The sequence below is a fragment of the Rhodococcus sp. MSC1_016 genome (assembly GCF_023667485.2).
GTDB classification, from domain to species: Bacteria; Actinomycetota; Actinomycetes; order Mycobacteriales; family Mycobacteriaceae; genus Rhodococcus_F; species Rhodococcus_F oxybenzonivorans.
Map to the genome: position 1 here is coordinate 678519 of NZ_JAMOZI020000001.1, position 24571 is coordinate 703089.

At 66.3% G+C, this 24571-nt stretch carries 28 protein-coding genes and 1 tRNA gene; 23 read left to right on the forward strand and 6 right to left on the reverse strand.

Translation table 11 applies throughout. From position 1 onward, the window contains the following. The first annotated feature begins 128 nt into the window (after positions 1-128). From L1080_RS03045 to L1080_RS03065, 5 genes are all read left to right on the forward strand, one after another. Positions 129-899: a hypothetical protein gene (locus tag L1080_RS03045; protein WP_250776420.1), complete on the forward strand. Its 771-nt coding sequence runs from the start codon at positions 129-131 to the stop codon at positions 897-899. Beyond that, positions 896-3049: an Rv1355c family protein gene (locus L1080_RS03050; RefSeq protein ID WP_250776419.1), complete on the forward strand. Its 2154-nt coding sequence runs from the start codon at positions 896-898 to the stop codon at positions 3047-3049. Before L1080_RS03045 ends, L1080_RS03050 begins: the two co-directional genes overlap by 4 nt. 11 nt (positions 3050-3060) lie before the next feature. Continuing rightward, positions 3061-4905 (forward strand): putative bifunctional diguanylate cyclase/phosphodiesterase, encoded by a 1845-nt coding sequence (locus tag L1080_RS03055; protein WP_250776418.1) that lies wholly within the window; start codon positions 3061-3063, stop codon positions 4903-4905. A 145-nt stretch (positions 4906-5050) separates the two neighbouring features. After that, entirely contained in the window at positions 5051-8701 is a 3651-nt protein-coding gene (mfd, locus tag L1080_RS03060) for a transcription-repair coupling factor (RefSeq protein WP_250776417.1), read from the forward strand. A 4-nt stretch (positions 8702-8705) separates the two neighbouring features. Then, the gene (locus L1080_RS03065; protein WP_250776416.1) at positions 8706-9572 is read left to right on the forward strand and encodes a nucleoside triphosphate pyrophosphohydrolase; all 867 of its coding nucleotides are present in this window, start codon (positions 8706-8708) and stop codon (positions 9570-9572) included. 17 nt (positions 9573-9589) lie between these two features. Here L1080_RS03065 and L1080_RS03070 read toward each other — a convergent pair whose 3' ends face one another. After that, positions 9590-10564: a hypothetical protein gene (locus tag L1080_RS03070; protein ID WP_250776415.1), complete on the reverse strand. Its 975-nt coding sequence runs from the start codon at positions 10562-10564 to the stop codon at positions 9590-9592. Positions 10565-10760: 196 nt separating this feature from the next. Between L1080_RS03070 and L1080_RS03075 the strand changes: the two genes are divergently transcribed. The 6 genes from L1080_RS03075 to L1080_RS03100 all read left to right on the forward strand — a co-directional run bounded on the left by L1080_RS03075 (position 10761) and on the right by L1080_RS03100 (position 15378). Next, on the forward strand, positions 10761-11531 hold the full coding sequence (locus tag L1080_RS03075) for a lytic transglycosylase domain-containing protein (protein WP_374435469.1): 771 nt from the start codon (positions 10761-10763) through the stop codon (positions 11529-11531). A gap of 185 nt (positions 11532-11716) precedes the next feature. Beyond that, a complete protein-coding gene (gene eno / locus L1080_RS03080; protein WP_159925184.1) occupies positions 11717-13003 on the forward strand; it encodes a phosphopyruvate hydratase in 1287 nt (428 codons plus the stop codon). 33 nt (positions 13004-13036) lie between these two features. Beyond that, on the forward strand, positions 13037-13762 hold the full coding sequence (locus tag L1080_RS03085; RefSeq protein ID WP_250776413.1) for an FtsB family cell division protein: 726 nt from the start codon (positions 13037-13039) through the stop codon (positions 13760-13762). After that, complete coding sequence (locus L1080_RS03090) at positions 13759-14313, forward strand: DUF501 domain-containing protein (protein WP_159925188.1); 555 nt, start codon at positions 13759-13761, stop codon at positions 14311-14313. The genes L1080_RS03085 and L1080_RS03090 overlap by 4 nt, the downstream gene beginning before the upstream one ends. Beyond that, positions 14310-15254 carry a Ppx/GppA phosphatase family protein gene (locus L1080_RS03095; protein WP_250776412.1) on the forward strand — a complete coding sequence of 315 codons (945 nt, stop codon included), beginning with the start codon at positions 14310-14312 and terminating at the stop codon, positions 15252-15254. The genes L1080_RS03090 and L1080_RS03095 overlap by 4 nt, the downstream gene beginning before the upstream one ends. A 50-nt stretch (positions 15255-15304) precedes the next feature. Next, a tRNA-Leu gene (locus L1080_RS03100) sits at positions 15305-15378 on the forward strand. A gap of 22 nt (positions 15379-15400) precedes the next feature. Here the strand turns inward: L1080_RS03100 and L1080_RS03105 are convergent. The 3 genes from L1080_RS03105 to L1080_RS03115 all read right to left on the reverse strand — a co-directional run bounded on the left by L1080_RS03105 (position 15401) and on the right by L1080_RS03115 (position 17915). After that, positions 15401-16612, reverse strand: a complete 1212-nt coding sequence (locus L1080_RS03105) for a tyrosine-type recombinase/integrase (protein ID WP_250776411.1) — start codon at positions 16610-16612, stop codon at positions 15401-15403. Positions 16613-16699: 87 nt separating this feature from the next. After that, the gene (locus tag L1080_RS03110) at positions 16700-17131 is read right to left on the reverse strand and encodes a hypothetical protein (protein WP_250776410.1); all 432 of its coding nucleotides are present in this window, start codon (positions 17129-17131) and stop codon (positions 16700-16702) included. A 130-nt stretch (positions 17132-17261) separates the two neighbouring features. Beyond that, positions 17262-17915, reverse strand: coding sequence for a hypothetical protein (locus tag L1080_RS03115; protein WP_250776409.1), 654 nt, complete (start codon positions 17913-17915; stop codon positions 17262-17264). Positions 17916-18218: 303 nt separating this feature from the next. Here L1080_RS03115 and L1080_RS03120 point away from each other — a divergent pair, with 303 nt between their 5' ends. Genes L1080_RS03120 through L1080_RS03130 form a run of 3 tightly spaced genes read left to right on the forward strand, consistent with a single transcriptional unit; the run spans position 18219 to position 19547 of the window. Continuing rightward, complete coding sequence (locus L1080_RS03120; RefSeq protein ID WP_250776408.1) at positions 18219-18485, forward strand: XRE family transcriptional regulator; 267 nt, start codon at positions 18219-18221, stop codon at positions 18483-18485. Between the two features lie 55 nt (positions 18486-18540). Beyond that, on the forward strand, positions 18541-19338 hold the full coding sequence (locus tag L1080_RS03125) for a phage antirepressor (protein ID WP_250776407.1): 798 nt from the start codon (positions 18541-18543) through the stop codon (positions 19336-19338). Beyond that, entirely contained in the window at positions 19335-19547 is a 213-nt protein-coding gene (locus L1080_RS03130; RefSeq protein ID WP_250776406.1) for a helix-turn-helix domain-containing protein, read from the forward strand. The genes L1080_RS03125 and L1080_RS03130 overlap by 4 nt, the downstream gene beginning before the upstream one ends. A gap of 128 nt (positions 19548-19675) precedes the next feature. Here L1080_RS03130 and L1080_RS03135 read toward each other — a convergent pair whose 3' ends face one another. Both L1080_RS03135 and L1080_RS03140 read right to left on the reverse strand, forming a co-directional pair. Next, positions 19676-19861: a hypothetical protein gene (locus L1080_RS03135; protein WP_208962011.1), complete on the reverse strand. Its 186-nt coding sequence runs from the start codon at positions 19859-19861 to the stop codon at positions 19676-19678. Positions 19862-20014: 153 nt separating this feature from the next. Next, entirely contained in the window at positions 20015-20227 is a 213-nt protein-coding gene (locus L1080_RS03140; RefSeq protein ID WP_250776405.1) for a hypothetical protein, read from the reverse strand. Between the two features lie 113 nt (positions 20228-20340). Between L1080_RS03140 and L1080_RS03145 the strand changes: the two genes are divergently transcribed. The 9 genes from L1080_RS03145 to L1080_RS03185 are packed head-to-tail and all read left to right on the forward strand — an operon-like array spanning position 20341 to position 24561. Further along, a complete protein-coding gene (locus L1080_RS03145) occupies positions 20341-20535 on the forward strand; it encodes a hypothetical protein (protein WP_250776404.1) in 195 nt (64 codons plus the stop codon). After that, positions 20532-20714: a hypothetical protein gene (locus tag L1080_RS03150; RefSeq protein ID WP_250776403.1), complete on the forward strand. Its 183-nt coding sequence runs from the start codon at positions 20532-20534 to the stop codon at positions 20712-20714. Before L1080_RS03145 ends, L1080_RS03150 begins: the two co-directional genes overlap by 4 nt. Then, positions 20711-21082, forward strand: a complete 372-nt coding sequence (locus L1080_RS03155; protein ID WP_250776402.1) for a hypothetical protein — start codon at positions 20711-20713, stop codon at positions 21080-21082. Before L1080_RS03150 ends, L1080_RS03155 begins: the two co-directional genes overlap by 4 nt. Then, the gene (locus L1080_RS03160) at positions 21079-21396 is read left to right on the forward strand and encodes a hypothetical protein (protein WP_250776401.1); all 318 of its coding nucleotides are present in this window, start codon (positions 21079-21081) and stop codon (positions 21394-21396) included. Before L1080_RS03155 ends, L1080_RS03160 begins: the two co-directional genes overlap by 4 nt. Beyond that, a complete protein-coding gene (locus L1080_RS03165; protein ID WP_250776400.1) occupies positions 21393-21776 on the forward strand; it encodes a hypothetical protein in 384 nt (127 codons plus the stop codon). The genes L1080_RS03160 and L1080_RS03165 overlap by 4 nt, the downstream gene beginning before the upstream one ends. A 41-nt stretch (positions 21777-21817) precedes the next feature. Continuing rightward, positions 21818-22246 (forward strand): DUF4326 domain-containing protein, encoded by a 429-nt coding sequence (locus L1080_RS03170; RefSeq protein ID WP_374435443.1) that lies wholly within the window; start codon positions 21818-21820, stop codon positions 22244-22246. Beyond that, a complete protein-coding gene (locus L1080_RS03175; protein WP_250776398.1) occupies positions 22246-22569 on the forward strand; it encodes a hypothetical protein in 324 nt (107 codons plus the stop codon). The genes L1080_RS03170 and L1080_RS03175 overlap by 1 nt, the downstream gene beginning before the upstream one ends. Then, the gene (locus L1080_RS03180) at positions 22566-23420 is read left to right on the forward strand and encodes a PD-(D/E)XK nuclease-like domain-containing protein (RefSeq protein ID WP_250776397.1); all 855 of its coding nucleotides are present in this window, start codon (positions 22566-22568) and stop codon (positions 23418-23420) included. Before L1080_RS03175 ends, L1080_RS03180 begins: the two co-directional genes overlap by 4 nt. Positions 23421-23463: 43 nt before the next feature. Further along, entirely contained in the window at positions 23464-24561 is a 1098-nt protein-coding gene (locus L1080_RS03185) for a hypothetical protein (RefSeq protein WP_250776396.1), read from the forward strand. Positions 24562-24571: the final 10 nt, after the last annotated feature.

A 24571-nucleotide genomic window follows, 5' to 3' on the forward strand; every position in this document is an offset into this window, starting at 1 on the left:
TGGCTGGTGAGCGCGGAAAATAGCTCACTGCGGGACTGTGACCGGTGATCGTGTGTCCAGTTCTTGGGGTCTCTCGTAACCCGTGAGTCCCTCGGAACTGCTGCACCGACTCACGATGGGACACACCAATGCCTGTGAAGCAATTGTCGAAATCGCCCTACGAACTTCGCTCGACCGACACACCGCTAAACCGAACTCTGAGCGTCTGGGATGCACGATCTCAGTGCCGTTTCGTTGCAGCCCGGCCGTCGGCGGAGCCGCAACTCTGGGAAGCATATCTCGAGGGAGCGAAGGATGGCTATCGGAGGTACGGTGCCGAGAAAGCACTCGAGTACAGCCGGATTCGACACGGTGACACCACCGCGGTGTTCTTCGTCGCGCTGGATGCGGACGGTTCGGTGGCCGCGGGGGTGCGGGCACAAGGACCCTACGTCGCCGCAGGTGAGGCGCACGCAATAACGGAATGGGCGGGCCATCCCGGTGCCCCGGAGGTTCGCCGGATGATCGAGGATCGGTTACCGTTCGGGGTCGTCGAGGCGAAGGGCGCCTGGGTGTCGGAGAATGCGTCTCACCGGGGAGAACTGGGAGCGGCGCTCGGCCGTTTCGCGACTTATTCGATGGACCTTCTCGACGTGCAGTTCATGCTCGCCACGGCTGGCACCCACGTGCTGGCGACGTGGGCTTCGTCCGGCGGTGTGGTGGCCGACCATATTGCGCCGGTGCCGTATCCGGATGACCGCTACGAGACGCGGCTGATGTGGTGGGATCGGAGGAGGCGCCGGGGCCACGCCGAATCCTTGCAATTGGCCCAACTACTCCTCACGACGTCCCGACCGGCGCCTTCGATGGCGCCGGAGACCATCGGAAGCGTCGTCCGGCCGATGCGGAGCGTGTCGTGAACGATTTTCGCGGTGACTATGCCGCACTGGTCCTCGACGAGGCGGTTCCCGACGATGCGGAACTGCTGGAACTTCTCCGGCAGGATCCGGCCGTGCTGTTCGTCGATCGGCTGGAACTTCAGCGGGCGAATCTTCGCAGCCTCGTACCGGCCCCCGGGCCGGAAGTCACGGAGGAGCGTCCCGTCTGGGCCTACTACTCGTGGCGCAGAACGGTGGTACGTGTCCTCGGTCCGGCGTCGTTTCGGTTGCTGCGACTGGACAGGAATCGGAACAAGATCACGGCGGAGCAGCAGGACCGGTTACGGGGCGTGACCGTGGGGATCGTCGGCCTCAGTGTCGGGCACGCGGTGGCGCTCGCTCTCACCCTGGAAGGCGCATGTGGCGCTCTGCGGCTCGCGGACTTCGACACCATGGAACTGTCGAACTTGAACAGGGTGCCCGGAACGGTGCTCGACCTCGGCGTGAACAAGGCGGTGGTGGCCGCCCGTCGGCTCGCCGAGATCGACCCGTACATGGATGTGTCGCTGTGGGAAGACGGCGTGAGCACCGACACGGTGGCGGCGTTCCTGGACGGCACCGACGTCGTGATCGACGAGTGCGATTCCCTCGACGTCAAGCTGTCGCTGCGGCAGGAGGCGCGTCGCAGGCAGCTCCCCGTTCTGATGGCCACCAGTGACAGAGGGCTGGTCGATGTCGAACGTTTCGACCTCGAACCGGAGCGTCCGCTCTTCCACGGGGTGCTCGGGGACGTCGACGTCGATTCGCTGTCCGGTCTGGGGGCCCGGGAGAAGATCCCCCTGGTATTGCGCATTCTCGATGCCGGTCAGCTGTCGACGGGGATGGCGGCCTCGTTGGTGGAGGTGGACGAAACCATCTCCACCTGGCCTCAGCTGGGCGGTGACGTGCTGCTCGGTGGCGCCCAGGTGGCCGCGGCGGTACGGCGGATCGGGCTCGGACAGCCCCTCGCGTCGGGGCGGTGCCGCATGGACCTCGACGAGCACCTCGACACCCTGTCCGAGCCGGCGACCTCCGAGCCGGTGTTCGCGGCGGCGGCATCTGCGGAAGCCGGGGGTACCGCGCCCCTCGACGCGGTAGACGCAGTGGATGCAGTAGACGCAGTGCTCGAGTCCGCGGCCCTCGCGCCGTCCGGGGGCAACGTTCAACCGTGGAAGATCGTCGCGGACGACGAAGCGCTCAGCTTCTTCCTGGCCCGAGAGCACACTACCGAGATGGACGTCGGCTACCGCGGGAGTCTGGTGGCTATCGGAGCAGCACTGCACAACGCCCGAATCGCTGCGGCGGCGTCCGGGATCCTCGGCGACGTGCGGCTCCACAGCGGTACCGACCCGGGTCGACCGGTTGCCACGATGACGTTCGCCGGCGGCCACGACCCCGACCTTGCCCGTCGATACGTGCACATGCGTGAGCGCACGACCAACCGGAATATGGGCGTGCCCGCCGGCCTCGACAGTGCACTCGCCGCTCGCCTGGTGGAGGACGCCGAGAAGGAAGAGGGACGGCTGCGCCTGGTCACCGAGCGAGCAACCGTGGCGTCGATCGGTGAAATCCTGGCGGAGTCCGACCGCATCCGGTTCCTGACTCCGACCTTGCACCGGGAAATGATCGACGAATTGCGCTGGCCACCCGCCGATCCGGTCGACGTGGGAATCGATGTCCGCGCTCTCGAGCTCGACTCCGCGGAACTGTCGACGCTGGAGTTGCTCCGTCGACCCGACGTGATGGAACACGTGGGCGGGCAGGACGGGGGCCGGGCGCTCGGCAATTCCACTCGCGACCGGGTGTCCTCCAGTTCGGCGATCGCGGTGCTCTCGGTGTGCGGCCGAGACGCGGCGGACTACGTGCGCGGGGGACAGGCCACTGAGAGTGTGTGGATCACGGCGCAGCAGCAGGGGCTCGCGGTGCAACCCATCTCACCGGTGTTTCTCTATGGTGTGGAGCGGGCGGAGTTCGAGCAATTGTCGCCGCGCTATGCCGGGTCGCTGGAGGGTCTTCGACGCGAACTAGTCGACCTGGTCGGAGTGGGAGAAAAGGAGTCGCTGATCATGGTGCTGAGATTGAGTCATGCCCCAGCGCCTTCGGTGCGCAGTGCGCGTCGACGGGACCGGACAGGACGGCGGACGACGTCGTGACAGGAGGCGCAGTGCCTACCGAGAAGCACGCCGAGAAGCTCGACACCCTCGTGACGACCGTCGCGTCACGGCTCACACCCGTGGATGCGGCGTCCTTCGTGCCCGTCGCCAAGCTGGTCCTCCAGGACCTGGTCGAGCACTTCGAGGTGGATACCTGTTTCCTTCGCTTCAACGACCACGAACTCGGGGCGACCGTACTGGTGGCCGAATATCCCCCGCGCCCGCACATCCCCGAACCGGACCCGATCGGGGTGGTGTATTTCAACGATGCGGATCCGATGTTCGCGCTGACCGAGCATCAGAAGGAAGTGGTCATCACCCGTCCGGAGGTGTCCGGGCCCGACTACAACGACCGTGTTCGGGAGGCGTCCGGAGTACCCGAGGTGTCGCTCGCGGCCGTTCCGTTGCTGTCGGGGGAGACGACGACGGGCACCCTCGGGTTCATCAAGTTCGGCGATCGCGACTGGACGCCCGCGGAGGTCGATGTCCTCAAGGCGATCGCCGCTCTGCTCGCACAGGTGCAGGCGCGTGTCGCCGTCGAGGAACAGCTGCGGTACTCGGCCGATCACGACTCCCTCACCGGGCTCAGTAACAGGCGCGCCCTCTACAGCCATCTCGACGCGCGGTTGAGTTCTGCGGATCCGGGCCCGGTGGCCATCCTGTTCCTCGACCTCGACCGGTTGAAGCCGCTCAACGACTTCTTCGGCCACGGGGCCGGTGACGGATTCATCTCCACGATCGCGGATCGGCTTCGGGCGAGCTGCGCACCCGACGACCTCGTCGCACGCCTCGGAGGTGATGAATTCGTCCTCGTCCTCGGCGGGTCCGTCGATCTCGCGGAAGCGGAACTGCAGGCACAGCACATCCGCGACGTGGTGACCGAGCGGGTGCGACTCGGGCGCGAGGTGGTCAGTCGCAGCGTCAGTATCGGTGTCGCGGTGGGGCATCCGGGCAAGGTGACGACGGGCGCATTGCTCAGCCGGGGCGACCAGGCCGTCATGGCCGCGAAAACCAAGGGCGGCAACGCTATCAGCGTGTTCACCGAGGAGATGCAGGCGGAGAGCGAAAAGCGCAACATGATCGAGTTGAGCCTGCGCGGCGCCATCGCCGACGGGTCGCTGTTCCTCGAGTATCAGCCGGAGGTCGACCTGCGCACCGGTCGCATCATCGGGGTCGAGGCGTTGGTGCGCTGGCATCATCCGTTCCTGGGCTTGCTGCAGCCGGTGTCATTCATCGACGTCGCCGAGGCGACCAACCTGGCCGGGGAACTCGGTCGCTGGGTCATCAGAACCGCGTGTGCGCAGTGGTCACGGTGGAGTAGCCAGGCACCAGGCCTGGATCTCACCCTTCGCGTCAATGTCTCGCCCGGGCAGCTGGCCGGGCTGGACTTTCTCGACGTGGTCGCGAGTGCGCTGAAGGAGTTCGATCTGCGACAGGGTGCCTTGTGTCTGGAGATTACCGAGAATGCGGTGCTGAGTGACCTCACCCGAACTCGGGAGGCCCTCGACGGTCTGCACGAGCTGCACGTCGAGGTGGCGATCGACGACTTCGGTACGGGCTTCAGTTCGCTGAGTCACCTCAAGGCGCTCCCCGTCGGGACGCTCAAAATAGACCGGGGTTTCGTCATGAATCTGGACAAGAACCCGGAAGACAGGGCAATTGTGAAGTCGATCGTCGGGCTTGCCGAGTCGTTCGGTCTCGAGCTGGTGGCGGAGGGGGTCGAGAACGCCGAGGCGGCCCGAGCGCTCATCGACCTGGGCTGCCACCGAGGTCAGGGGTTCTTGTTCAGCCGCCCGGTGTCCGGGGCGGCGATCGGTGCACTGCTGGTCAAGGGCAGTATCGACGTCGCGATCTGACGGCCGTTCCTGTTTGCCCGGCCAGCGGGCAGACAAGAATCCGCATGTCGCCCGGATCGACTAGGCTGGCTCAGTCCGCAACTGGCCGAGCGCCTCGGCCCGAGCTGTTCGCCGGCAGTTCGTCATCACTGCTCAGGAGTTGTCGTTGTCTTCCCCGCTCATCGCCGCCGAGCCCTCGTCCTCTAGAACTCCGCTCGCCGGCCTGGCACGGATCGCTCTGGCCGACGGCGTCATCGCGCAAGTGGCCGAGGTACTCGGACGCAGTCATCTCGACATCGTCGCTCCCGGGCCCGTCCGCCCGTTCGTGGCCGCGGCGCTCGCCGAGCGCACCCACTTGTTGCTGGTCACCGCCACCGGCCGCGAGGCCGACGACCTCACTGCCGAGCTTCAGGAGATGATCGGCGACGCCGTCGCCCAGTTCCCGTCGTGGGAGACCCTGCCGCACGAGCGGCTGTCACCGAGTGCCGACACCGTCGGCAAGCGCATCGAGGTTCTCCGCCGGCTGGCCCGCCCGGACGACGTCTCGTACGGTGCGCCGTTGCGGGTGATCGTCACCACGGTGCGCTCCCTCGTGCAGCCCATGGCACCCGGCCTCGGCGAGATCGAACCGATCACCCTGCGGGTGGGCGTCGAGCACGACTTCGACGGACTCGTCCAGCGGCTCGTCGAAATGGCGTACACCCGCGTCGACATGGTCGGCAAGCGCGGGGAGTTCGCCGTCCGCGGCGGCATCCTCGACCTGTTTTCGCCCACCGCGGACCACCCCGTCCGCATCGAGTTCTGGGGCGACGAGGTCACCGAACTCCGGGCCTTCTCGGTGGCGGACCAGCGGTCACTACCCGAAGTCGAACTCGACGCGGTGATCGCCCCGCCGTGTCGGGAGCTCATCCTCACCCAGGACGTGCGCGATCGCGCGGCGCAACTCGCGGCCGACAATCAAGCCGACGCCGCTCTGGTGGAGATGCTCGACAAGATGTCGGCGGGCATTCCGGTGGAAGGCATGGAGGCGCTGCTGCCGGTGCTGCGGCCGGGCCAACTACAGCTCCTCACGGATGTGCTGCCGGACGACGCCCACATCCTGCTGTGCGACCCCGAGAAGGTGAGGACCCGTGCCACCGATCTCGTGCGCACCGGTCAGGAGTTCCTGGAGGCCTCGTGGACGGCTGCCTCGATCGGCGCTGACGCACCGCTCGACGCGTCGGCGTTGAAAGGGGGCGGTATCGACCTCGGTGCCTCCGCCTATCGTTCGCTGCGCCAGGTCCGGGACTCGACGGAGGCCAGTGGCCGCCCGTGGTGGAGTCTGAGCCCCCTCGCGTCGGGAAACGGTGAAGAACTCGAACTGGCGGTCACCGCGGCGCCCCAGGTGCGCGGATCCGACGATCTGCTGGCCGAGTTGTTCGTGTCCCTGCGTGCCCACGTGAGCACTGGCGGTCGCGCTGTCGTCGTCGTACCCGGTGCAGGCACCGCACACAGGGTTCTCGAGCGGCTGCACGAGGCGGAAGTCCCGGCTGCCGAACTCACGGCGGGTGGGGAGCCGCCGCGCGGGCAGGTGGCGGTGCTCCGTGGGGCGCTGCACGAGGGGCTGGTGCTGCCGGGTGACGACTCGACACCCGGACTGGTCATCGTCACGGAGTCCGATCTCACCGGTAACCGGGTTGCCGCCGTCGGCGACGGCAAGCGACTGCCCGCCAAGCGTCGCAATCAGGTGGATCCGCTCGCACTGACAGCGGGCGACATGGTGGTGCACGACCAGCACGGCATCGGACGATTCGTCGAGATGGTCGAGCGCACCATCGGCGGCGCGCGACGTGAGTACCTCGTGATCGAGTACGCCGCGAGCAAGCGTGGTCATCCCGGTGACCGCCTGTTCGTCCCCATGGAATCCCTCGATCAGCTCTCCCGTTACGTCGGCGGTGAGCTTCCCGCCCTGAGCAAGCTCGGCGGCTCCGACTGGGCAAACACCAAACGCAAGGCGCGCAAGGCAGTTCGCGAGATCGCCGGCGAACTCGTCCAGCTCTATGCGGCGCGCCAGGCGGCGCCCGGCCACGCTTTCGGGCCGGACACACCGTGGCAGAAGGAGATGGAGGACGCGTTCGCGTTCACCGAGACGGTCGATCAGCTGACGGTGATCAGCGAGGTCAAGGCCGACATGGAGAAGGCGGTCCCGATGGACCGCGTCGTCATCGGTGACGTCGGATACGGCAAGACCGAGATCGCGGTACGTGCGGCCTTCAAGGCGGTGCAGGACGGCAAGCAGGTGGCAGTACTGGTGCCCACCACGCTTCTCGCGCAACAACATTTGCAGACGTTCACCGAGCGGATGGCAGCATTCCCGGTGAAGGTGCGCGGACTGTCCCGATTCACCGACGCCGGCGACTCCAAGGAGATCATCGCTGGGATGGCGGACGGCGAAATCGACGTGGTGGTCGGAACACACCGGCTGCTGCAGACCGGAGTCCGGTGGAAGGACCTCGGCCTCGTGATCGTCGACGAGGAGCAGCGCTTCGGTGTCGAACACAAGGAGCACATCAAGGCGCTGCGTACGCACGTCGACGTGCTCACCATGTCTGCCACACCGATTCCGCGAACCCTCGAAATGAGTATGGCCGGCATCCGCGAGATGTCGACGATTCTGACGCCACCGGAGGAACGGCACCCGATCCTCACCTACGTCGGTGCGTACGCCGACAAGCAGGTCGCCGCGGCAATCCGACGGGAACTGCTGCGCGACGGTCAGGTCTTCTACGTCCACAACCGGGTGAGCTCCATCGACAAGGCAGCGCAACGCATCCGCGAGCTGGTGCCGGAAGCACGGGTCGCGGTGGCGCACGGTCAGATGAACGAGGACACGCTCGAGCGGACGGTGCAGGGCTTCTGGGAACGTGACTTCGACGTCCTGGTGTGTACCACGATCATCGAGACGGGCCTCGACATCTCCAATGCCAACACGCTCATCGTGGAACGCGCCGACTCCCTGGGTCTTTCCCAGCTGCACCAGCTGCGCGGGCGGGTCGGGCGTAGCCGCGAACGTGGGTACGCGTACTTCCTGTATCCGCCCGAGAAACCGCTCACCGAAACGGCGTACGACCGGCTCGCCACCATCTCGCAGAACTCGGACCTCGGCGCCGGCATGGCAGTGGCGATGAAGGACCTCGAGATCCGTGGCGCCGGAAATGTGCTGGGCGCCGAACAATCGGGCCACGTCGCGGGTGTCGGTTTCGACCTGTACGTGCGCTTGGTCGGTGAAGCTGTCGAGGCCTTCCGTGCAGCTGCGGACGGAAGACCCGTCACCACGGAGGACGCGCCCAAGGAGGTCCGGATCGACCTCCCCGTCGACGCGCACATCCCTCCCGACTACGTCACCAGCGACCGTCTGCGGCTCGAGGGGTATCGCAAACTCGCCGCGGCGACGGATCATGCCGGCATTGCCGCTGTCGTGGACGAGCTCGTCGACCGGTACGGTCCCATGCCCGAAGAGGTTCGCCGGCTGGTCTCCGTGGCCAAGCTGCGCCTGCTGTGCCGCGAATACGGTCTCGAGGAGGTCGCGGTGGCCGGCAGTCAGCTGAAGATCGCACCGATGCCGCTGCCCGACTCGAAGCAGTTGCGCCTCAAGCGCATTTACCCGAGCGCCCAGTACCGGGCCACCACCGGAATGGTCCAGCTGCCGCTGCCGCGGGCCGGCTCGGGAGGTATCGGCGCCGACCGCGTACGCGACGTGGAGCTGCTGCAGTACATCGCCGACTTCATCGTCGCGCTCGACGGCAAGGCTGCCGGTTCCGTGGTGATGGAGGCCTGACCCTATGACGGTGATCCTGCTCGACCCCCTTCGGCCGTCAACGATCCCGATGGAAGCCCTCGGGGTGATCGGCGACGGCGTGCAGGTCACCGACGAGGTCCCCGACGGCGTCCGGCAGTTCCTCACTGTCGTGCCGAAATCGGATGTCCTGGTCACCACCGATCGCGAGCACCCCGCCGTCCGCGCCCGCGTGACAGGGGGAGACCGCGTCATCTCGGCGCCGAAACTATTGGGAGACAACCTGGTCGAGGCCGCCGAGGTGATGGACCGGCTCTGGAGTTACGGGGGCTGGGAAGTGACGCAAACCCACCGCAGCCTCGCGCACTATCTCGTGGAGGAGACCTACGAGGTGCTCGACGCGATCGAGTCTTCCGATACCGGTGAGCTGCGCGAAGAACTGGGCGACCTACTGCTGCAGGTGCTGTTCCATGCGCGGATCGCGTCGGCGTCGGGGAACTTCGACGTCGACGACGTGGCAGCCACTCTCGTCGCCAAACTCGTGCACCGCAGTCCCCATCTCAGCGAAGACGTCGTCGGCCCCGTCGACATCGCAGAGCAGGAACGTGCATGGGAGATCCGGAAGGCGGCAGAAAAAGCCCGCGAATCGTGCCTCGACGGCATCGCGCTCAGCCAGCCCGCCGCGTCCCTTGCGGCAAAAGTGATAGCCAAAGCAGCGAAGGCGGGGTTGCCGACGAAGTTGATACCCACCGAACTCGAGGCCGCACTCCACGCCCAGGCGGAAGCGGAGACGACGCTGCGCGCGGTGACGGACGAGTTCATCGCGCGTATCCGCGCCGCCGAAAAAGCTGCCCGCGCCGAAGGCACCCAGGTACTCCAGCCGGGGGACTGGTCCGCCCACTGGCCGGCCTGATTCCCGGATCCGCGGACCTAGTGCCTGCGCCGCACCGGCGAGCCGGTCTGCGATGCGAACGACAGCGGCGCGGATCGGCAGCCGAGTTCGCACGCCCGGCGGATCCGGGCCACCACGGTCGCCGGGTCGTCCAGGTGTTTCCACGTCCAGCGCGCGACGGCGACCCCGGTCGCCCGGAGGTCGTCCTCGCGAAGCTTCTCCAGCCGCACCGACTCCGACTCCGAGCGTGTCGGGTGCAGCGAGTACTTCTCCATTCCGTCGAATTCACCGACGACTCCGTACTCCCGCCACAAGAAGTCCACCCGGCCGACCGGACGGCCGTCGAGGCCCGGCACCACCTGTTGCAGTTCGGGTGCCGGCAACTCTTCGCGATGAAAGAGCACGCGGCTGCGTGATTCACCGACACTGTCGCTGAGGCCATTCATGAACGCGACTGCCCGCTCGGCACGCTTCGCGCCGGTGCGATGGTGTGCGCGGGCGACGGCGTCGGCGAGTTCGTCGTGGTCCGTCAGGCCGAGACGCAGTGCATGATCACCTGCCACGACTGCTTGCTCGAACGGAACGGTGCGAGCGAAATCGACGAGGGAACGCGGCACCGTCGTGACGAGTATGCCGTCGATCATGATGACCTCGTCGGGCAAGAACGGCGTGGCGTGCAGGTGGCGTCGGCGACTCTTCTTGCCACCCTGTGTGCGGTTGGCGGTCATGTGAACCAGCGCGAGGGGAACGTTCCACAAGTCGATTCCGTGGAGTGCGAGGGCAGACACATGACTCACCGCGGCGTCGGAATGCGATGCCAACGCTGTGGCGTGCGCGAGAACGCGATGTCGACCGACGGTGTCGAGTCGGGCGTCGTCGTCGCGGCGCAGGTACGCGCCTCGGCGCACGGTGAGTAGGTCACCGCGCCTGCGGGATCGGTGGAGCTCACCGTCGGTATAGCCGTGATCGAGTGCCGTGCAGCGTCGGACGAGTCCCGCCGGTTCCGAATCCATGCAGTCAGCGTGCTCGTATTCAGGGGAGGGCGGAAGGTGCGGGTCGCGGGTTGTGGATAACTCCCGACATCCGCGGACCCGGTGTGCGCGTCGCGCCCGCGCGGCGTGGTGCGACGCGTACACAAGCGGCGCGGATTGTGCTCCCGGCACGCGCGGACTTCTCGGACTACCGCTTCGCCATATGGATGATGGAATGGTGACCCGTTATCCCGCTGCGCCGAAGCGTCGTTCTCGATGGCCCCGAACCCTGATCGCCTTTCTCGCGGCGCTGGTGGTCGTGACGGTTGCCTACGGTGCCTGCTCGCGGGAGCAGGAGCCGCGTGTCGCGATACCGGAGGGCATCCCGCCTGGTCCGGGTGCGCCCACTCCGCCGATCGACATCGAGGCGCCGGGACGTAGTGCCGACCAGCTGCGCGGTTGGTCGGCAGAGTTGACGGACGCCGTGGGTATCGGCACAACCGCACTCGAGGCGTACGGCTACGCCGCGGCCGTTCTCGCCGCCACCGCTCCCGAATGCGGGATCGGGTGGACCACTCTCGCCGGAATTGCGAGCGTGGAGAGCAGGCACGGCACCCATCAGGGTTCCTCCGTCGCCCCGACCGGGCAGGTGACCCCCGAAATTCGCGGCATTCCCCTCGACGGAGGCCCAGGTGTGGCGGAGATTCCCGACACCGACCGTGGCGAATGGGATGGCGACCCCGTGCACGACCGGGCTATGGGTCCGCTCCAGTTCATTCCGGAAACGTGGAAGAGATGGGGCGTCGACGCCAACGGCGACGGTGTGGCCGATGCCGACAACATCGACGACGCGGCCCTGACGGCAGCCCGCTACCTGTGCGCCCGCGGCGGTGACCTCACCGAACCGGAAGGGTGGCAGTCGGCGCTGATGGCGTACAACCTGTCCGGCGAGTACCTCACCCTCGTGCGTGACCGGGCGTCGGCGTACTCGGTGGGAGTCCGTCCGTAACCTCGTTACCGGCCGGTCCATCAGGTGGGAATTCGAGCAGCACACCGGCGGATCACGGTGACCGAGGCGCGCCATCCCGCGCCCCCTACGCTGTGCCGTTACGCTGTGTGCTGGCACGATCTGGTGTCCTGGCACCATCGGACCGTCGGTGCACAGTGCGAAGCCCATAGAAGGAGAGTCTGTAAGTGTCCATCATTGAGCAGGTCGGAGCCCGTGAAATCCTCGATTCCCGTGGCAATCCCACGGTGGAGGTCGAGGTGCTGCTCGACGACGGAAGTTTCGCTCGCGCCGCGGTCCCGTCGGGTGCATCCACCGGTGAGCACGAGGCCGTCGAGCTGCGCGACGGCGGCGACCGCTACAACGGCAAGGGTGTCGAGAAGGCCGTCGAGGCGGTCCTGAGCGAGATCGCCCCGGCCATCATCGGGATCGATGCCACCGAGCAGCGCACCGTCGATCAGGCCCTGCTCGACGCCGACGGCACCCCGGACAAGTCCCGCCTCGGCGCCAACGCGCTCCTCGGCGCCTCGCTGGCCGTGGCCCGCGCGGCTGCCGACTCGTCGGGTCTCGACCTCTTCCGCTATGTCGGCGGCCCCAACGCCCACGTGCTGCCGGTCCCGATGATGAACATTCTCAACGGCGGCGCACACGCCGACACGGGCGTCGATGTCCAGGAATTCATGGTCGCGCCGATCGGTGCCGCCACCTTCAAGGAGTCGCTGCGCTGGGGCGCCGAGGTCTACCACGCGCTCAAGGCGGTGCTGAAGGAGAAGGGCCTGGCCACCGGCCTCGGTGACGAAGGTGGCTTCGCCCCCGACGTCGCAGGCACCAAGGAGGCGCTCGATCTGATCAGCGTCGCGATCGGCAAGACCGGCCTGGTTCTGGGAACCGATGTGGCACTCGCGCTCGACGTCGCCGCCACCGAGTTCTACACCGAGGGCGCCGGCTACAAGTTCGAGGGCAGTAACCGCACCGCGGCCGAGATGGCGGACTTCTACGCGGAGCTGATCGACGCGTACCCGCTCGTCTCGATCGAGGATCCGCTGAGCGAGGACGACTGGGACGGCTGGGTCGCCCTGACCGATCAGATCGGCAACAAGGTTCAGCTCGTCGGCGACGACCTGTTCGTCACCAACCCCGAGCGGCTCGAAGAGGGCATCGTCAAGGGTGCCGCCAACGCGCTGCTGGTGAAGGTGAACCAGATCGGCACGCTCACCGAAACGCTCGACGCCGTCGACCTCGCGCACCGCAACGGCTACAAGACGATGATGAGCCACCGGTCCGGCGAGACCGAGGACACCACCATCGCCGACCTCGCCGTCGCCGTCGGCAGCGGTCAGATCAAGACCGGCGCCCCCGCCCGCAGCGAGCGCGTCGCCAAGTACAACCAGCTCCTGCGCATCGAGGAGAACCTCGGCGACGCCGCCCGTTACGCCGGCGAGGTCGCTTTCCCGCGGTTCGCCTACGAGGGCTGATTCTCGGCTGTCGAGTAAAGGGGTATCTGGGTAGTGGCACAACGCGGTAGGCCGCGGTCGTCCGGAGCAAGTCCGGGCGGCCGGGCCGCCGGGCGTGGTGAACGGTCGCGGCGAACCCGGACCGACGGAGTCCCCGGTGGTGCACGGCGACCCCGCACCACCAAGTCGACTCCGCCGGGTTCCGCGGAAGGCAAGCCTGCAGCTCCCGACGGTGCCGACACCGGAAAAGTGCTGCCCGGTCGTGCCCGTCCCCGCCGGATCGGCGCCACCGGCGTAGCGGCCCGAATTCCCCGCTCCGAACACACCATTCTCGGATTGTCGACCGGCCGCGCCCTGATCCTCGTCGTCGTCGTACTCCTCCTCGCGCTGACCCTCGCGGTTCCGCTGCGGACATACCTCACCCAGCGAGGTGAGGCCGACCGGCTTGCCGCTGAACAGGTTCAGCTCGAGGAAGAGCTCGCCGAACTGCGTATTCTCGAGCAACGCTATTCCGACCCCGCCTACATCGAGGCGCAGGCACGCGGCCGGCTCCGCTGGGTCCGGCCCGGCGACACGCCGTACCAGGTGCAGCTGCCCGGCGACTACAAGGAACCGGAGAAACGGGAAGAGAAGGACGCCGAGATGGCGGGCCCCTGGTACTCCGACCTGTGGAAAACAGTGTCAGAACCTCCGATAGCACCCGAGGCACAGCCCACGCCGGCCCCCGCTCCCGTGCCCCCGCCGCCCGCACCGCTAGAACCAGGAGAACCCACCGGGTGACCACTTCGTCCGACCCGTCCCACCCCGTGTCGCAGGAAGACCTCGACGCCGTTGCCGCCCAGCTCGGGCGCGAACCGCGTGGAGTGCTCGACATCGCATACCGCAGCCCCGACGGTCGCCCCGGTGTCGTGAAGACGGCGCCGAAGCTTCCCGACGGCACCCCTTTCCCGACGCTGTACTACCTCACCGACCCGCGGCTGACCGCAGAGGCGAGCCGACAGGAGTCGGCTGGCGTGATGCGGGAGATGACGGAGCGCCTCGCTTCCGATCCCGAGCTGGCGGCCGCCTACCGGCGGGCGCACGAGTCATACCTGGCAGAGCGTGACGCGATCGAATCGCTGGGAACCGACTTCACTGGCGGCGGTATGCCCGACCGCGTCAAGTGCCTGCACGTGCTGATGGCCCATTCGCTCGCAAAGGGTCCGGGGGTCAATCCGCTCGGTGACGAATCGGTCGCCCTCGCCGCGTCGGCTGCCGGTGGAAAGCTGAGGGGCACGGCCATTCCCGCGGACTGGCCGGGTATCGACGACCTCGAAAGCGCCCAACAGTGACGCGGGTAGCGGCCGTCGACTGCGGAACCAATTCGATTCGTCTACTCATCGCCGACATCGACACCGACGGCGCACTTCACGACGTGTGCCGTGAGATGCGCGTCGTCCGGCTCGGGCAGGGTGTCGACGCCACCGGTCGACTCGCACCCGAGGCCATCGAGCGCACGCGAATCGCACTCAGTGAATATGCAAGCCTGATCAGCGACGCCGGCGCGACAGCCGTCCGGATGGTCGCCACCTCCGCCACCCGGGACGCATCCAATCGAGAAGACTTCTTCTCGATGACCAGGGACGTGCTGGGGTCGGTGATCGCGGGCGCCGGAGCCGAGGTGATCACCGGGGACGAGGAAGCGCGGTTGTCGTTCAACGGTGCTGTGGGCGAACTCGATGCGGCGCAGGGTCCGTTCGTGGTGGTCGACCTCGGTGGCGGTTCCACCGAGGTGGTGCTCGGTGACGAGTCCGGCGTTCACGCGGCGTTCTCCACCGACATCGGCTGTGTGCGGATCACCGAGAGATGCCTGCACGACGATCCGCCCACCGCCGAGCAGGTCGACGCGGCACGCACCTTCGCGAAGGAGCGCCTCGACGAAGCATTCGCCCGTGTGCCCGTCGAGCAGGCCCGGACCTGGGTGGGCGTGGCAGGCACGATGACCACCATCGCCGCGCTGGCGAAGAAACTGCCCGAGTACGACGCCGAGCAGGTCCACCTCTCCCGCGTCCCGCTACCCCGGCTGCGTGAGGTCTGCGAGTCGCTGATCGCCATGACACACGACGAGCGGGCGGCACTCGGGCCGATGCACCCAGGCCGGGTCGACGTCATCGGCGGCGGTGCGATCGTCACCCTCGCACTCGCCGAGGAGCTGGAACGCAAAGCCGGCATCGACGAACTCGTGGTCAGCGAGCACGACATCCTCGACGGAATTGCGATGTCCATCGGCTGAGCTAATCTGATCTGCGCGACGTCGCCGAGGCACCACCTCGGCGACCAGCAGCCCCTATAGCCCAATTGGCAGAGGCAGCGGACTTAAAATCCGCACAGTGTCGGTTCGAGTCCGACTGGGGGCACAGCTCAGAGGAGGTTTCCGGCTCAGCTGCCGGGGGCCTCCTTCCCGTTTTTGTCACGGATTGTCACGACCGGTGAGGAACTCGCGGCGGCGAGCAGCGCCGGGTCCTGCGAGTGCACGTAGATCGACATGGTGAACGCGGCGCTCGCGTGCCCGAGCCAGGCCGCGATGACGGCGATCGGCACGTGCCGCAGATGCATCAGCGTCCCGCAGGTGTGCCGGGCGTCGTGCAGCCGGATCGGCCGGACGCCGGCCAACTTCACCGACCGACCCCACCAGTAGGTGAGCGTGTTCGGGGTCGGGGGATTGCCCTCCCGGTCCACGACGACGTAGCCGGTGTCCGCCCACGCACCGCCGAGCAGCAGCCGATCCGCGGCCTGCCGCTTCCTCGCCGCCTTCAGTGAGCCGACGAGGTCGTCCGGCATGGGCAGGGTTCGCGCGGACCGGCGGGACTTCGGCCCGCCCTCGCTGATCGTCTGACCGAACGACACCCGCGACGTGGCGACGGTGAGTGTCTGCGCGTCGAGGTCGATGTCCCGCCACCGCAGCCCGCTGATCTCACCGCGGCGCAGACCGCACAGCGCGAGGAACCAGGCGTGCGCGTACTGGTCGTCGCGGGTGTGCTCGAGGAATCTCTCGACCTCCTCGGGCTCCCACGTGTTCATCTCGTTCTGCTCGGACGGCAGTTTGTCGACGAGTTTGGCCACGTTCCGGACGAGGGTTCCCTGCTTCACCTGATCGTCCAGCGCCGCGGCGAGGATGGTCAGCAGGTAGTTCACGGTGCGCGCCGTCCACGGATTCCGTGCATTGCCCTTCGCCGTCGGCAGGGCGCCGGCGCGGAGCTGCGCGATGAGCGTGTCGAGGTCCCGCCGCGTGAGTTTCTGGACGGGGACGGTGCCGAGTTGCTCGAACACCGGGCCGAACGTCACCCGGTACCCGTTCGCGGTGGACGGTTTCAGTGCGTGCTTCGATGCCAGCCAGTCGTCGAGGACCTGGGCGACGGTCGTCTCCTGTGCGTGCACGTGCACACCGCGGGACACGTCGTTCAGGATCGCCGACAGTTTGTCCCGGGCCTCGGCCTCGGTGGCGTACCGCTTCCGGAACTGCTTCCGCTTCCCGGTCACCGGGTCGGCGCCCACATCCACGGTGAGTTGATAGCGCACCATTGGCTTCCCGCGGACCTTCTTCTCCAGCTCGACCTTCTTGATCTGCGGAGGCAACTGCTGTCGCACCATCCGGGTACGCTCCTTCATTGAAACTGTTCGGGTTCCGCCTCGCCCCCCGCGCTCACCACCTATGAGCGCGGGGGTTTCTCGTGTTGATCATGCCCTGCGTTCGAGTTCCTGATCGATGTACCGGCGCTCGCCGTCCGTGAGATCCCGAACGCGGTGCTCCAGCGTCGGCAGGTCAACCCAGAGTTCCTCGGCCAGCTCGTCGTCGACTCGCAGCCGATTCCACACCAGGGCGTCGATGAGCGTCTCGAGGCTGATCAGCCTACGCGCCGTGATGCATTCGACGACGCGTTCTTCCCGGACGGCGAGGTGCGGATCGTTGGGCACGGGGCCCCGTTCGATATGCACGATCTCGTGGGTGAGGGTGCATCGACGTTCCCGCTGGTTCGATGTTCTGTCGATCTTGATGCCGTCGGCGGTCCACTCGCCCAGGCATCGGAACCTCAGGCAACTAGGGAAGGTGACTTCGAGGTGCGGATAGCACCGCTGAAGATGCCGCCATGGATGCCATCGGTGAGCCATGCGCCCCGTCCAAATGTGTCGGTGTCCTGTGGTAGGCCCACAATCTACTCGAACATTCGTTCGAAAGGCGAGTTACTGGTCGGTAGTCGGAGCGGTCCAGGTCACAGCAGGCGCTGACTGAAACTTGTTCTTACGCACCGGTCTCCGGACCTTCCGGGTCGGCCTGATCCCACGGCTCACCCTCAATCCTCCGCCGCCGACGCTCCTCGGTCTCACCTGCACGGCGCGCCAGTGCGTAGTCGTTCTGCTTTCCCGCGTCGTCAGGGGCCACGCCTTGATTGTCCAATGTCAAGTCTTCGGCCTGGACGTGCTCGGCGGGCGTCATGGGGGCTCCTGACTTGCGCGCTTTGCCGCCTGCGCGGCCGAGCTCCGGGCTGCTCTCTTCCGTCCGCGATTCCGTGACTTGTGCATCTGCTTCTCCATCCGTCTCGTGTTGGGATGTGAGCTTGATGAACTCGCGTGCCACGGACGTCAGGGCCTCCTTCGCCGAGTCGGGAAGGGTGCCGGCGCCGCCGATGGATAGCGCGCTGGGATCGTTGCCCGTGTAGACGGGCAAGTCGAGAGAGCGCGCGGCTGCCATGACGATGTCGGTGACCGTGACGCCGAGTCCGTTCGCCATACCCCGAATGCTGTCGGGGTCCGGGAAGTTCTTCAGCGGTCGCGTTGCCATCTGATGAAGCCGGCCAGAGCTCGGCGTACCGCCGCAGTCTTCGGCAAGGCGGTCATAGGACCGCGTGCCCTTCCTGTCGGCGATCAGCACTGCAAGGTTCGGTTCATCACTCACGGCAATCACCGTCTCGTGTCACTCGATGGCGTGTCCACTTCGCAATGTTAGGCACTGCGCAACCATACCGTTCGAACAAACCCACAGGTGGTGACCGGTCGCGCCTAACAACACGTCTCGAAAATTCTTGTCGGCACCCTGCACCAGCGGCTATGTAGCCGCGTTCCTATTGCGCTTCTGCCTAGCATTGCGGCATACTCTCCATTGCAACGCTTGACAGAATGCCTAACCAGGGGTGAGGATATGGGAGTCAAATCAGACACGCGCCGACACCGTTCCAATCGAAGGAGGTGGCCCAGTGGCATGAGAATGCAACTCGTAGCGCGAGACGCATTGATCGACAGAATGGACCGCAAGGGATTCTCAAATCGACGTCTCGCCAAGTACGCCGAATGCGCTCCGGGAACTGTTGACAACCTCATTGCGGGGCGAACGCAGGCGGTCAACAAACCCCGCACGGCCGAGCTGATCTGCGAGGCCCTCGTCGTCCCGATGGACATCTTTTTTGTGCCTGAAATATCGCGCAAAGCAATGCAACATCCATCGCGCCGCAAGGTATCCGCGGCATAGAAAAGGCCGCCAGCTGAGGCAACAGCTGACGGCCACGACACAGATCGGAGAACCAATGTCTGACACAGAGAATACCGGGTCTGTCGAATTGTTCCGGTACGAAACCGCGTCCCTTCGCACAGTCGTGATCGACGGTGAGCCCTGGTTCGTCGCCACCGACGTCGCCCGCATCCTCGAATACAGCGCAACCTCGGCGATGACGAGGCGCCTAGACGACGAAGACAAGGGTGTGCGAGATCTGCACACCCCTGGCGGAGCACAAAAGCTGATTGTTATCTCGGAAGCGGGTTTCTACGCCGCGATCCTCGGAAGCCAGTCGATCAAGGCGCGAGTGATCAAGCGTTGGCTGACCCACGAGGTGCTGCCGACGATCCGGAAGACCGGCACGTACTCAACGGTTCCGACCCTCACGGGACCGGAGTTGATGGCGACGGCACTTCTTGAGGCGGCCGCGACATTGAAGGCGAAAGACCAGCAAATCGCGGAACTCGAGGCACCGGCCCGGGCGTGGAACAACCTCGCGGATGCGAAGGGCAACTACAGCGTCGCTGAGGCCGCGAAGATTCTCTCGCAGGATCCGAACATCCGGATCGGTCGTGATCGACTGTTCGACTTCATGCACAGCAAGCGTTGGATCTTCCGCTCGCGGAATCCTCGTGGCGGCTGGGAAGCCCGGCAGGAGCAGGTCGACACCGGCCGCCTGTACGAGCGACCAGCCCGACCATTCCTGAACGCCAAGAGCGGTGAGTACGAGCTGCCGGCGCCAACGCTCCGCGTCACGGTGAAGGGGATTGCCCGGCTGCACGACCTTCTCGGTGGATCGGGTCAGCTCACGCTGAGTGATGCCGCATGACCACCACAGTCGTTCCGACGCGCCTCCTCACCGCTGCCCAGGCGGGGGAGCTGCTCGGCGTCCATGCGTCCACGGTTCGCGAGATGTGGGGCGCGGGGGAGCTGCGATTCGTCGACCTCGGTCGCGGCCGCAAGGTCTCTGACGCCGAGATCGCCCGGTACATCTACGAACACGAGCACTTCGCAGACCAGGGGAGGGGCGCGGCGTGATCCTCTACAAGTGCGACGACTGCGGATTCGGTATCAGTGGCTCCCATCCCGATACGGCTGAGGACGAGTACGAGCTGCGTCAGGACATCGAGGCGCACGAGGAGATGCATCGCCGCGAGGACGCTGCCCTACTCGATCAGCGTGATAGGCGCGCCCGGGGTGATGAACAGGTGGTGTCGTGCGCCGTCGTGGGCGAGGGACATGACGACACCCATGGTCTTGCCCTCGGCGAATCGCTGGAGCAGCTCGCGGGTCGCATCGAGCCTGGTTTGGCTGATGTCGTAAGTGACGCCATTGAAGATGATGCGGGCCACGATGCGCCTCCTCCTTCTGCTGGGGGAAGCGTAAACGACGCGTACCTGCGTCGACTGACAAAGGAGGGTCTGGCGGTTCTGCCGAACCGGTCGGGGCCGAAGCACCTCACGCATGCCGACGTCCGTGCCATCGTGCGTGAGGAACTCGTGGTCCTACTTCGCGTCGCTCTCGCTGGAGGCGAGTCGCTCGTCGAGCTCGTCGAGCCCCTTGGTCATGGCGTCGATCATCTCGGCGGCAGTGGCGGGTCGCGAGTTGTTCGACGCGAGGGTATGGACGGCCTGGTAGATCGACTTCACGCTGGGGAGCGAGTCAGGGATCGCATCGATTCTGCGAGCAAGGTCATCAAGTCGAGCGTCGGCTGCCATTCAGTTCCCCCTCCGCGTGTTGATTCTGGCGTCACCACCCTAGGCGACGATGACGGCAGTCACGGCGCCGCCGCGTCCTCCGCGACCATTTCGCCGGACGGCGGTGAGTCGCGATGACAACGCTGCGTGTAACGACGGTGCGCACGGCTGTGCAGATCGAGAAGGTTGCCCCGGCCTCCGTGGGTTTCGGTACTGCGTCTGCGTCCGTCGCGAATGCGTTGCGCCGCGGCGGCGGCATGTGGCTGGTGACGTACTCCGACGGGACCACCGATGTGGTCTATGGCGACGAGATCACGGTGCGCCCATGAGTGACCTGGATTCCACTCTCGCCGATGTCCCGCACACCGAGCGGGCCCGTGTCCTCGTCGACCATCACAGCCGCCTTGCTGACGAGTTCGTCGCCGAGTTCGCGCGCGGCCTGATGTCTCACACCGAAGCAATCCACTCCGTTCATCCCCAGCATGTGAATGAAACGAGAATGCCATGACAGCAACGTTCGACGCCCGCATCGACGGCGACGACCTCGACGACCACTACTGGTCGACCCCGATCCACGACCAGCTCGACCGCGACCTCCGTGCGACGTGGCTTCAGCAGCCTGGACTTCCGGTGTCCGACGCAGAGTTCATTCAGGCCGCCGCCGAAGCGACCGGACTGACGATGCCGTACCCGGCGACACCCGACCTGTTCGACGGGCTCGCTACAGCGATCGACGACGCACCCGAGCCAACGGTGTGGGACAAGCTCGAGGACTGGCTCACGTTCGAGTGGCGCTCCTGGATGGGCTGGGCCTTGTGCCTGATCCTCGGCGGCGTCTTCGGCTTCATCGTCTGGGCCTGGGCGGTGACGGCATGAGCGAGATGACATTGGCGGAGCACAAGGCTCAGGTCGATGCGAAGCACTCCGGAATGCGCGAACAACAGCTCGCGAAGCGTGAGGAAAACCGACCCCGCAAGGATCACTGGCTTCTCGTCGGACCCAACGGCGAGATCGACGGGGTGTGCACGAAGCGGTTCACCAAGTCTGCTGCCGCCGCGTTCGAGGAGTTCTTCCCGAAAAAGAAGGAACGGCACGCCGCGTCAGCTGAGGGCTGGCACATCGAGAGCGACGACGAGAACGGCAGTCGGTGGGCTGCCGAGTGCGCACGCCACCAGGAGGCTCAGGCATGACGACCCGCGATGAACTTACCAAGCTTCTGAAGAATGCCGGGGACAACAAGTCACTCGCCTTCCAGTTCAACGAAAAGTACTGGGGGCCGATTGCCGACGCCGTGCTCGCCCTGTACGCAGTTGTGCAGCTCCCCGATGAGCACTTCGCCGGCGACTACGCCCTCGTCCACATCGAGGCGGATGAGATCCAGATCGACGTCGGATGGGTCGACGGCCCGGACGACGCACGCAAGGTGGCCGCCGCATTGCTTCGCGCCGCCGACCAACTGGAGAAGCAGCTCGCCGACGAGCGCGGTCCGGACGGCGGCGAACTCGACGACGGTGCGGCCGCCGACCGGGCTCACGACGCCGCCGTCGACCGCGGACTGGGGGTGCTGTGATGCCGCAACGGATTCAGCGCCGCCGGACGAAGGGTTGGCGGATGCCAGACGGTGCCGTTTACGTCGGACGGGGCAGCCGCTGGGGCAACCCCTTCACGCTAGGCGGGCCGAATGGGCTCGCATGCGTACCGGGCGCCGTCACCGGTGCCGACTGGGAGTTCGAGGACCGCATCTCTGCCGCGGGGATGCGGCATGACTTCTTCCACGCGGATGATCGGGTCACCCGTTGCGAGATTCGCAACCTGACCCGCGACGACGCGGTCGCCCTGTACCGAGAGGCGCTGACTCGAAGCGCCGTGCACCTGCGCGACCCCAGGTGGCATCGCATTGGTCCACGCGACAACCCGGTGACCGTCGACGAGATCCGATCTGAACTCGCAGGCAAGGACCTCGCGTGCTGGTGCCCGGACGATCAGCCGTGCCATGCCGATGTCCTGCTCGAACTCGCGAATGTGGGGGTGAAGTGCTGATGCAGATCGATGTGCAGCGTGCGGTCTGGGACATCCCGGACACCCCGGACGAGGTGGCGCAGCGGGCGATGCGCACTGTTGCCGCGAACTCGACTGACGCAACGGACGCCGCGGAACTGCTGGCGATGCTCGGGCTGATCGACGTCGACACCGAGGTCGCCCAGCGTTGCGCCGTCTGCAACCACCAGATGGTGAACCGCAACGGATCCGACCTCCGGCCGAGACCACCCGGCGTGAAGACCGTTGGCGCGAAGGGCATGTGCAACACCTGCTATCAGGTCACGTTGCGACCAGACCGACCACAGGTAGGTGGTGTTGCGTGAGCGATTTGCTCGCACCTGACCGGATCGGCGTCTATGCCGACATTCCCGACTACATCTACCACGGTGACAAGACGTCGCTGTCGTCGTCAGGCGCGCGGGCCCTGCTGCCGCCCTCGACACCGGCTCAGTTCCGCTACGCGCAGGACCACCCGCGTGAGTCGACGAAGGCGTTCGACCTCGGTCACGCCGCGCACACCCTCGTGCTCGGCGTCGGGGAAGAGACCGTCGAGGTGAAGGCCGACAACTGGACGACCAAGGCCGCGAAGACTGAGCGGGACGCTATCTACGCCGAGGGCAAGACTCCTTTGCTCACGAAGGAGGTCGAGCAGGTCCGCGCCATGGCCGCCGCGATCCGGCGTAACCGGCACGCCGCAGCCCTCCTCGAGTCGGGCACGCCCGAGCTGTCGATGTACTGGGATGACCCCGTCACCGGTGCTCGCCTCCGGTGCCGGCCGGACTGGATGCCGAGGCTCACCATCAACGGACGAGTCGTCATCGTCGATTACAAGTCGAGCACCTCCGCGAACCCTGACAAGTTCTCCAAGTCGGCCGCCGACTTCGGGTACGCGCAGCAGGCACCGTTCTACATCGACGGCCTGATCGAGCTTGGCATCGCCGACGACCCGGTGTTTCTGTTCATCGTCCAGGACAAGAATCCGCCCTACCTCGTCTCTGTGGTCGAGCTGCATTCAGACGACATTGCGGTCGGACGGCAGCTCAACCGCAAGGCCATCGACATCTTCGCCGCCTGCATGGAGTCCGGCTTGTGGCCGGACTACAGCGACGATGTCCACCTCGTCAGCCTGCCCGCATGGTGGCGGCGCCAACATGAGAACTCGCTCCTGTGGTGATCGGCGCCCGCCGAACCACCCCTCACTCCGATTGGACTCACACATGACGAACAGCCCTGCCCGCTACCAGCCCGCGTTCGAGCCAGCCGGTGCCCGCACACAGGTCAGCCAGGCCACCGCGATCGAGCAGTCCCGCGCCGTCGCGGAGGTCCAGGCCGCCGTGCTCGTAGCCCAGCAGAATCGCCGAAGCAAGACGTTTGCCGTCGAAGAGATGCGTGACTCAACTGCCCAGAAGGCCGTCGCCGAGCGGGCGTTCTTCACCTACCGCCGAGGTACTGAAGCGATCACCGGGCCGTCGATCCACCTCGCCCGTGAGCTGGCCCGCTGCTGGGGCAACATCCAGTACGGTGTCGCCGAGCTGCGCCGCGACGACGACAAGGGAGAGTCGGAGATGCAGGCATTCGCCTGGGATCTCGAAACGAACGCCCGCAACGCCATCACCTTCATCGTCCCGCACAAGCGAGACACGAAGCAGGGCACCAAGAAGCTCGTCGACATGCGCGATATCTACGAGAACAACGCCAACGCCGGCGCCCGCCGCGTCCGCGAGACGATCTTCGCGGTCCTCCCAGACTGGTTCGTCCAGGAGGCGTCCGAACTCTGCCACCGCACACTGCAGGACGGCGGCGGCATTCCCCTCGCCACCCGCATCGCGAACAGCATCGAGCACTTCGAGGGGATCCGCGTCACGCGGAAACAGCTGGAGGAGAAGGTCGGCCGCGCCACGGATGAGTGGACCGAGCAAGATCTCGGCGACCTCGGGATCGTCTTCAATTCGATCAAGAACCGCGAGATCACCCGCGACGAGGCGTTCCCTCCGAGCCGTGTCACGGCCGCGGATATCGAGAGTGGTCGACCAACCGAGGCTGCGGCCCCACCACAGCAGGAGGAGCGACCAACCGAGGAGAAGGCACAGGACACCGAACCAGACGGGCCGCAACCGGCTACCACAGAGGAGCTGAAGAAGCTCACCGCGGCACTCACCAAGGCGGGCATCAAGAACATCGAGGAGCGGAAGTCGTTCCTCACCGCACGCGTCGGCCGCGAGATCGCCGCGGTGAAGGATCTGACCGCCGCCGAGGCCGCCTCCACGGTCCTCTTCCTCGAGACAGGCGAAGAGCCTGCCGGTGAACCCGCGTGACCCGCACCCT

Excerpts from the sequence above, each read along its gene's own strand:
- L1080_RS03045 (WP_250776420.1), top strand. The coding sequence starts at position 129 with ATGCCTGTGAAGCAATTGTCGAAATCGCCCTACGAACTTCGCTCGACC.
- L1080_RS03065 (WP_250776416.1), top strand. The coding sequence starts at position 8,706 with ATGACGGTGATCCTGCTCGACCCCCTTCGGCCGTCAACGATCCCGATG.
- L1080_RS03070 (WP_250776415.1), bottom strand. The coding sequence starts at position 10,564 with ATGGATTCGGAACCGGCGGGACTCGTCCGACGCTGCACGGCACTCGAT.
- L1080_RS03105 (WP_250776411.1), bottom strand. The coding sequence starts at position 16,612 with ATGGTGCGACAGCAGTTGCCTCCGCAGATCAAGAAGGTCGAGCTGGAG.
- L1080_RS03110 (WP_250776410.1), bottom strand. The coding sequence starts at position 17,131 with ATGGCTCACCGATGGCATCCATGGCGGCATCTTCAGCGGTGCTATCCG.
- L1080_RS03120 (WP_250776408.1), top strand. The coding sequence starts at position 18,219 with ATGAGAATGCAACTCGTAGCGCGAGACGCATTGATCGACAGAATGGAC.
- L1080_RS03125 (WP_250776407.1), top strand. The coding sequence starts at position 18,541 with ATGTCTGACACAGAGAATACCGGGTCTGTCGAATTGTTCCGGTACGAA.
- L1080_RS03130 (WP_250776406.1), top strand. The coding sequence starts at position 19,335 with ATGACCACCACAGTCGTTCCGACGCGCCTCCTCACCGCTGCCCAGGCG.
- L1080_RS03140 (WP_250776405.1), bottom strand. The coding sequence starts at position 20,227 with ATGGCAGCCGACGCTCGACTTGATGACCTTGCTCGCAGAATCGATGCG.
- L1080_RS03145 (WP_250776404.1), top strand. The coding sequence starts at position 20,341 with ATGACAACGCTGCGTGTAACGACGGTGCGCACGGCTGTGCAGATCGAG.
- L1080_RS03150 (WP_250776403.1), top strand. The coding sequence starts at position 20,532 with ATGAGTGACCTGGATTCCACTCTCGCCGATGTCCCGCACACCGAGCGG.
- L1080_RS03155 (WP_250776402.1), top strand. The coding sequence starts at position 20,711 with ATGACAGCAACGTTCGACGCCCGCATCGACGGCGACGACCTCGACGAC.
- L1080_RS03160 (WP_250776401.1), top strand. The coding sequence starts at position 21,079 with ATGAGCGAGATGACATTGGCGGAGCACAAGGCTCAGGTCGATGCGAAG.
- L1080_RS03165 (WP_250776400.1), top strand. The coding sequence starts at position 21,393 with ATGACGACCCGCGATGAACTTACCAAGCTTCTGAAGAATGCCGGGGAC.
- L1080_RS03170 (WP_374435443.1), top strand. The coding sequence starts at position 21,818 with ATGCCAGACGGTGCCGTTTACGTCGGACGGGGCAGCCGCTGGGGCAAC.
- L1080_RS03175 (WP_250776398.1), top strand. The coding sequence starts at position 22,246 with ATGCAGATCGATGTGCAGCGTGCGGTCTGGGACATCCCGGACACCCCG.
- L1080_RS03185 (WP_250776396.1), top strand. The coding sequence starts at position 23,464 with ATGACGAACAGCCCTGCCCGCTACCAGCCCGCGTTCGAGCCAGCCGGT.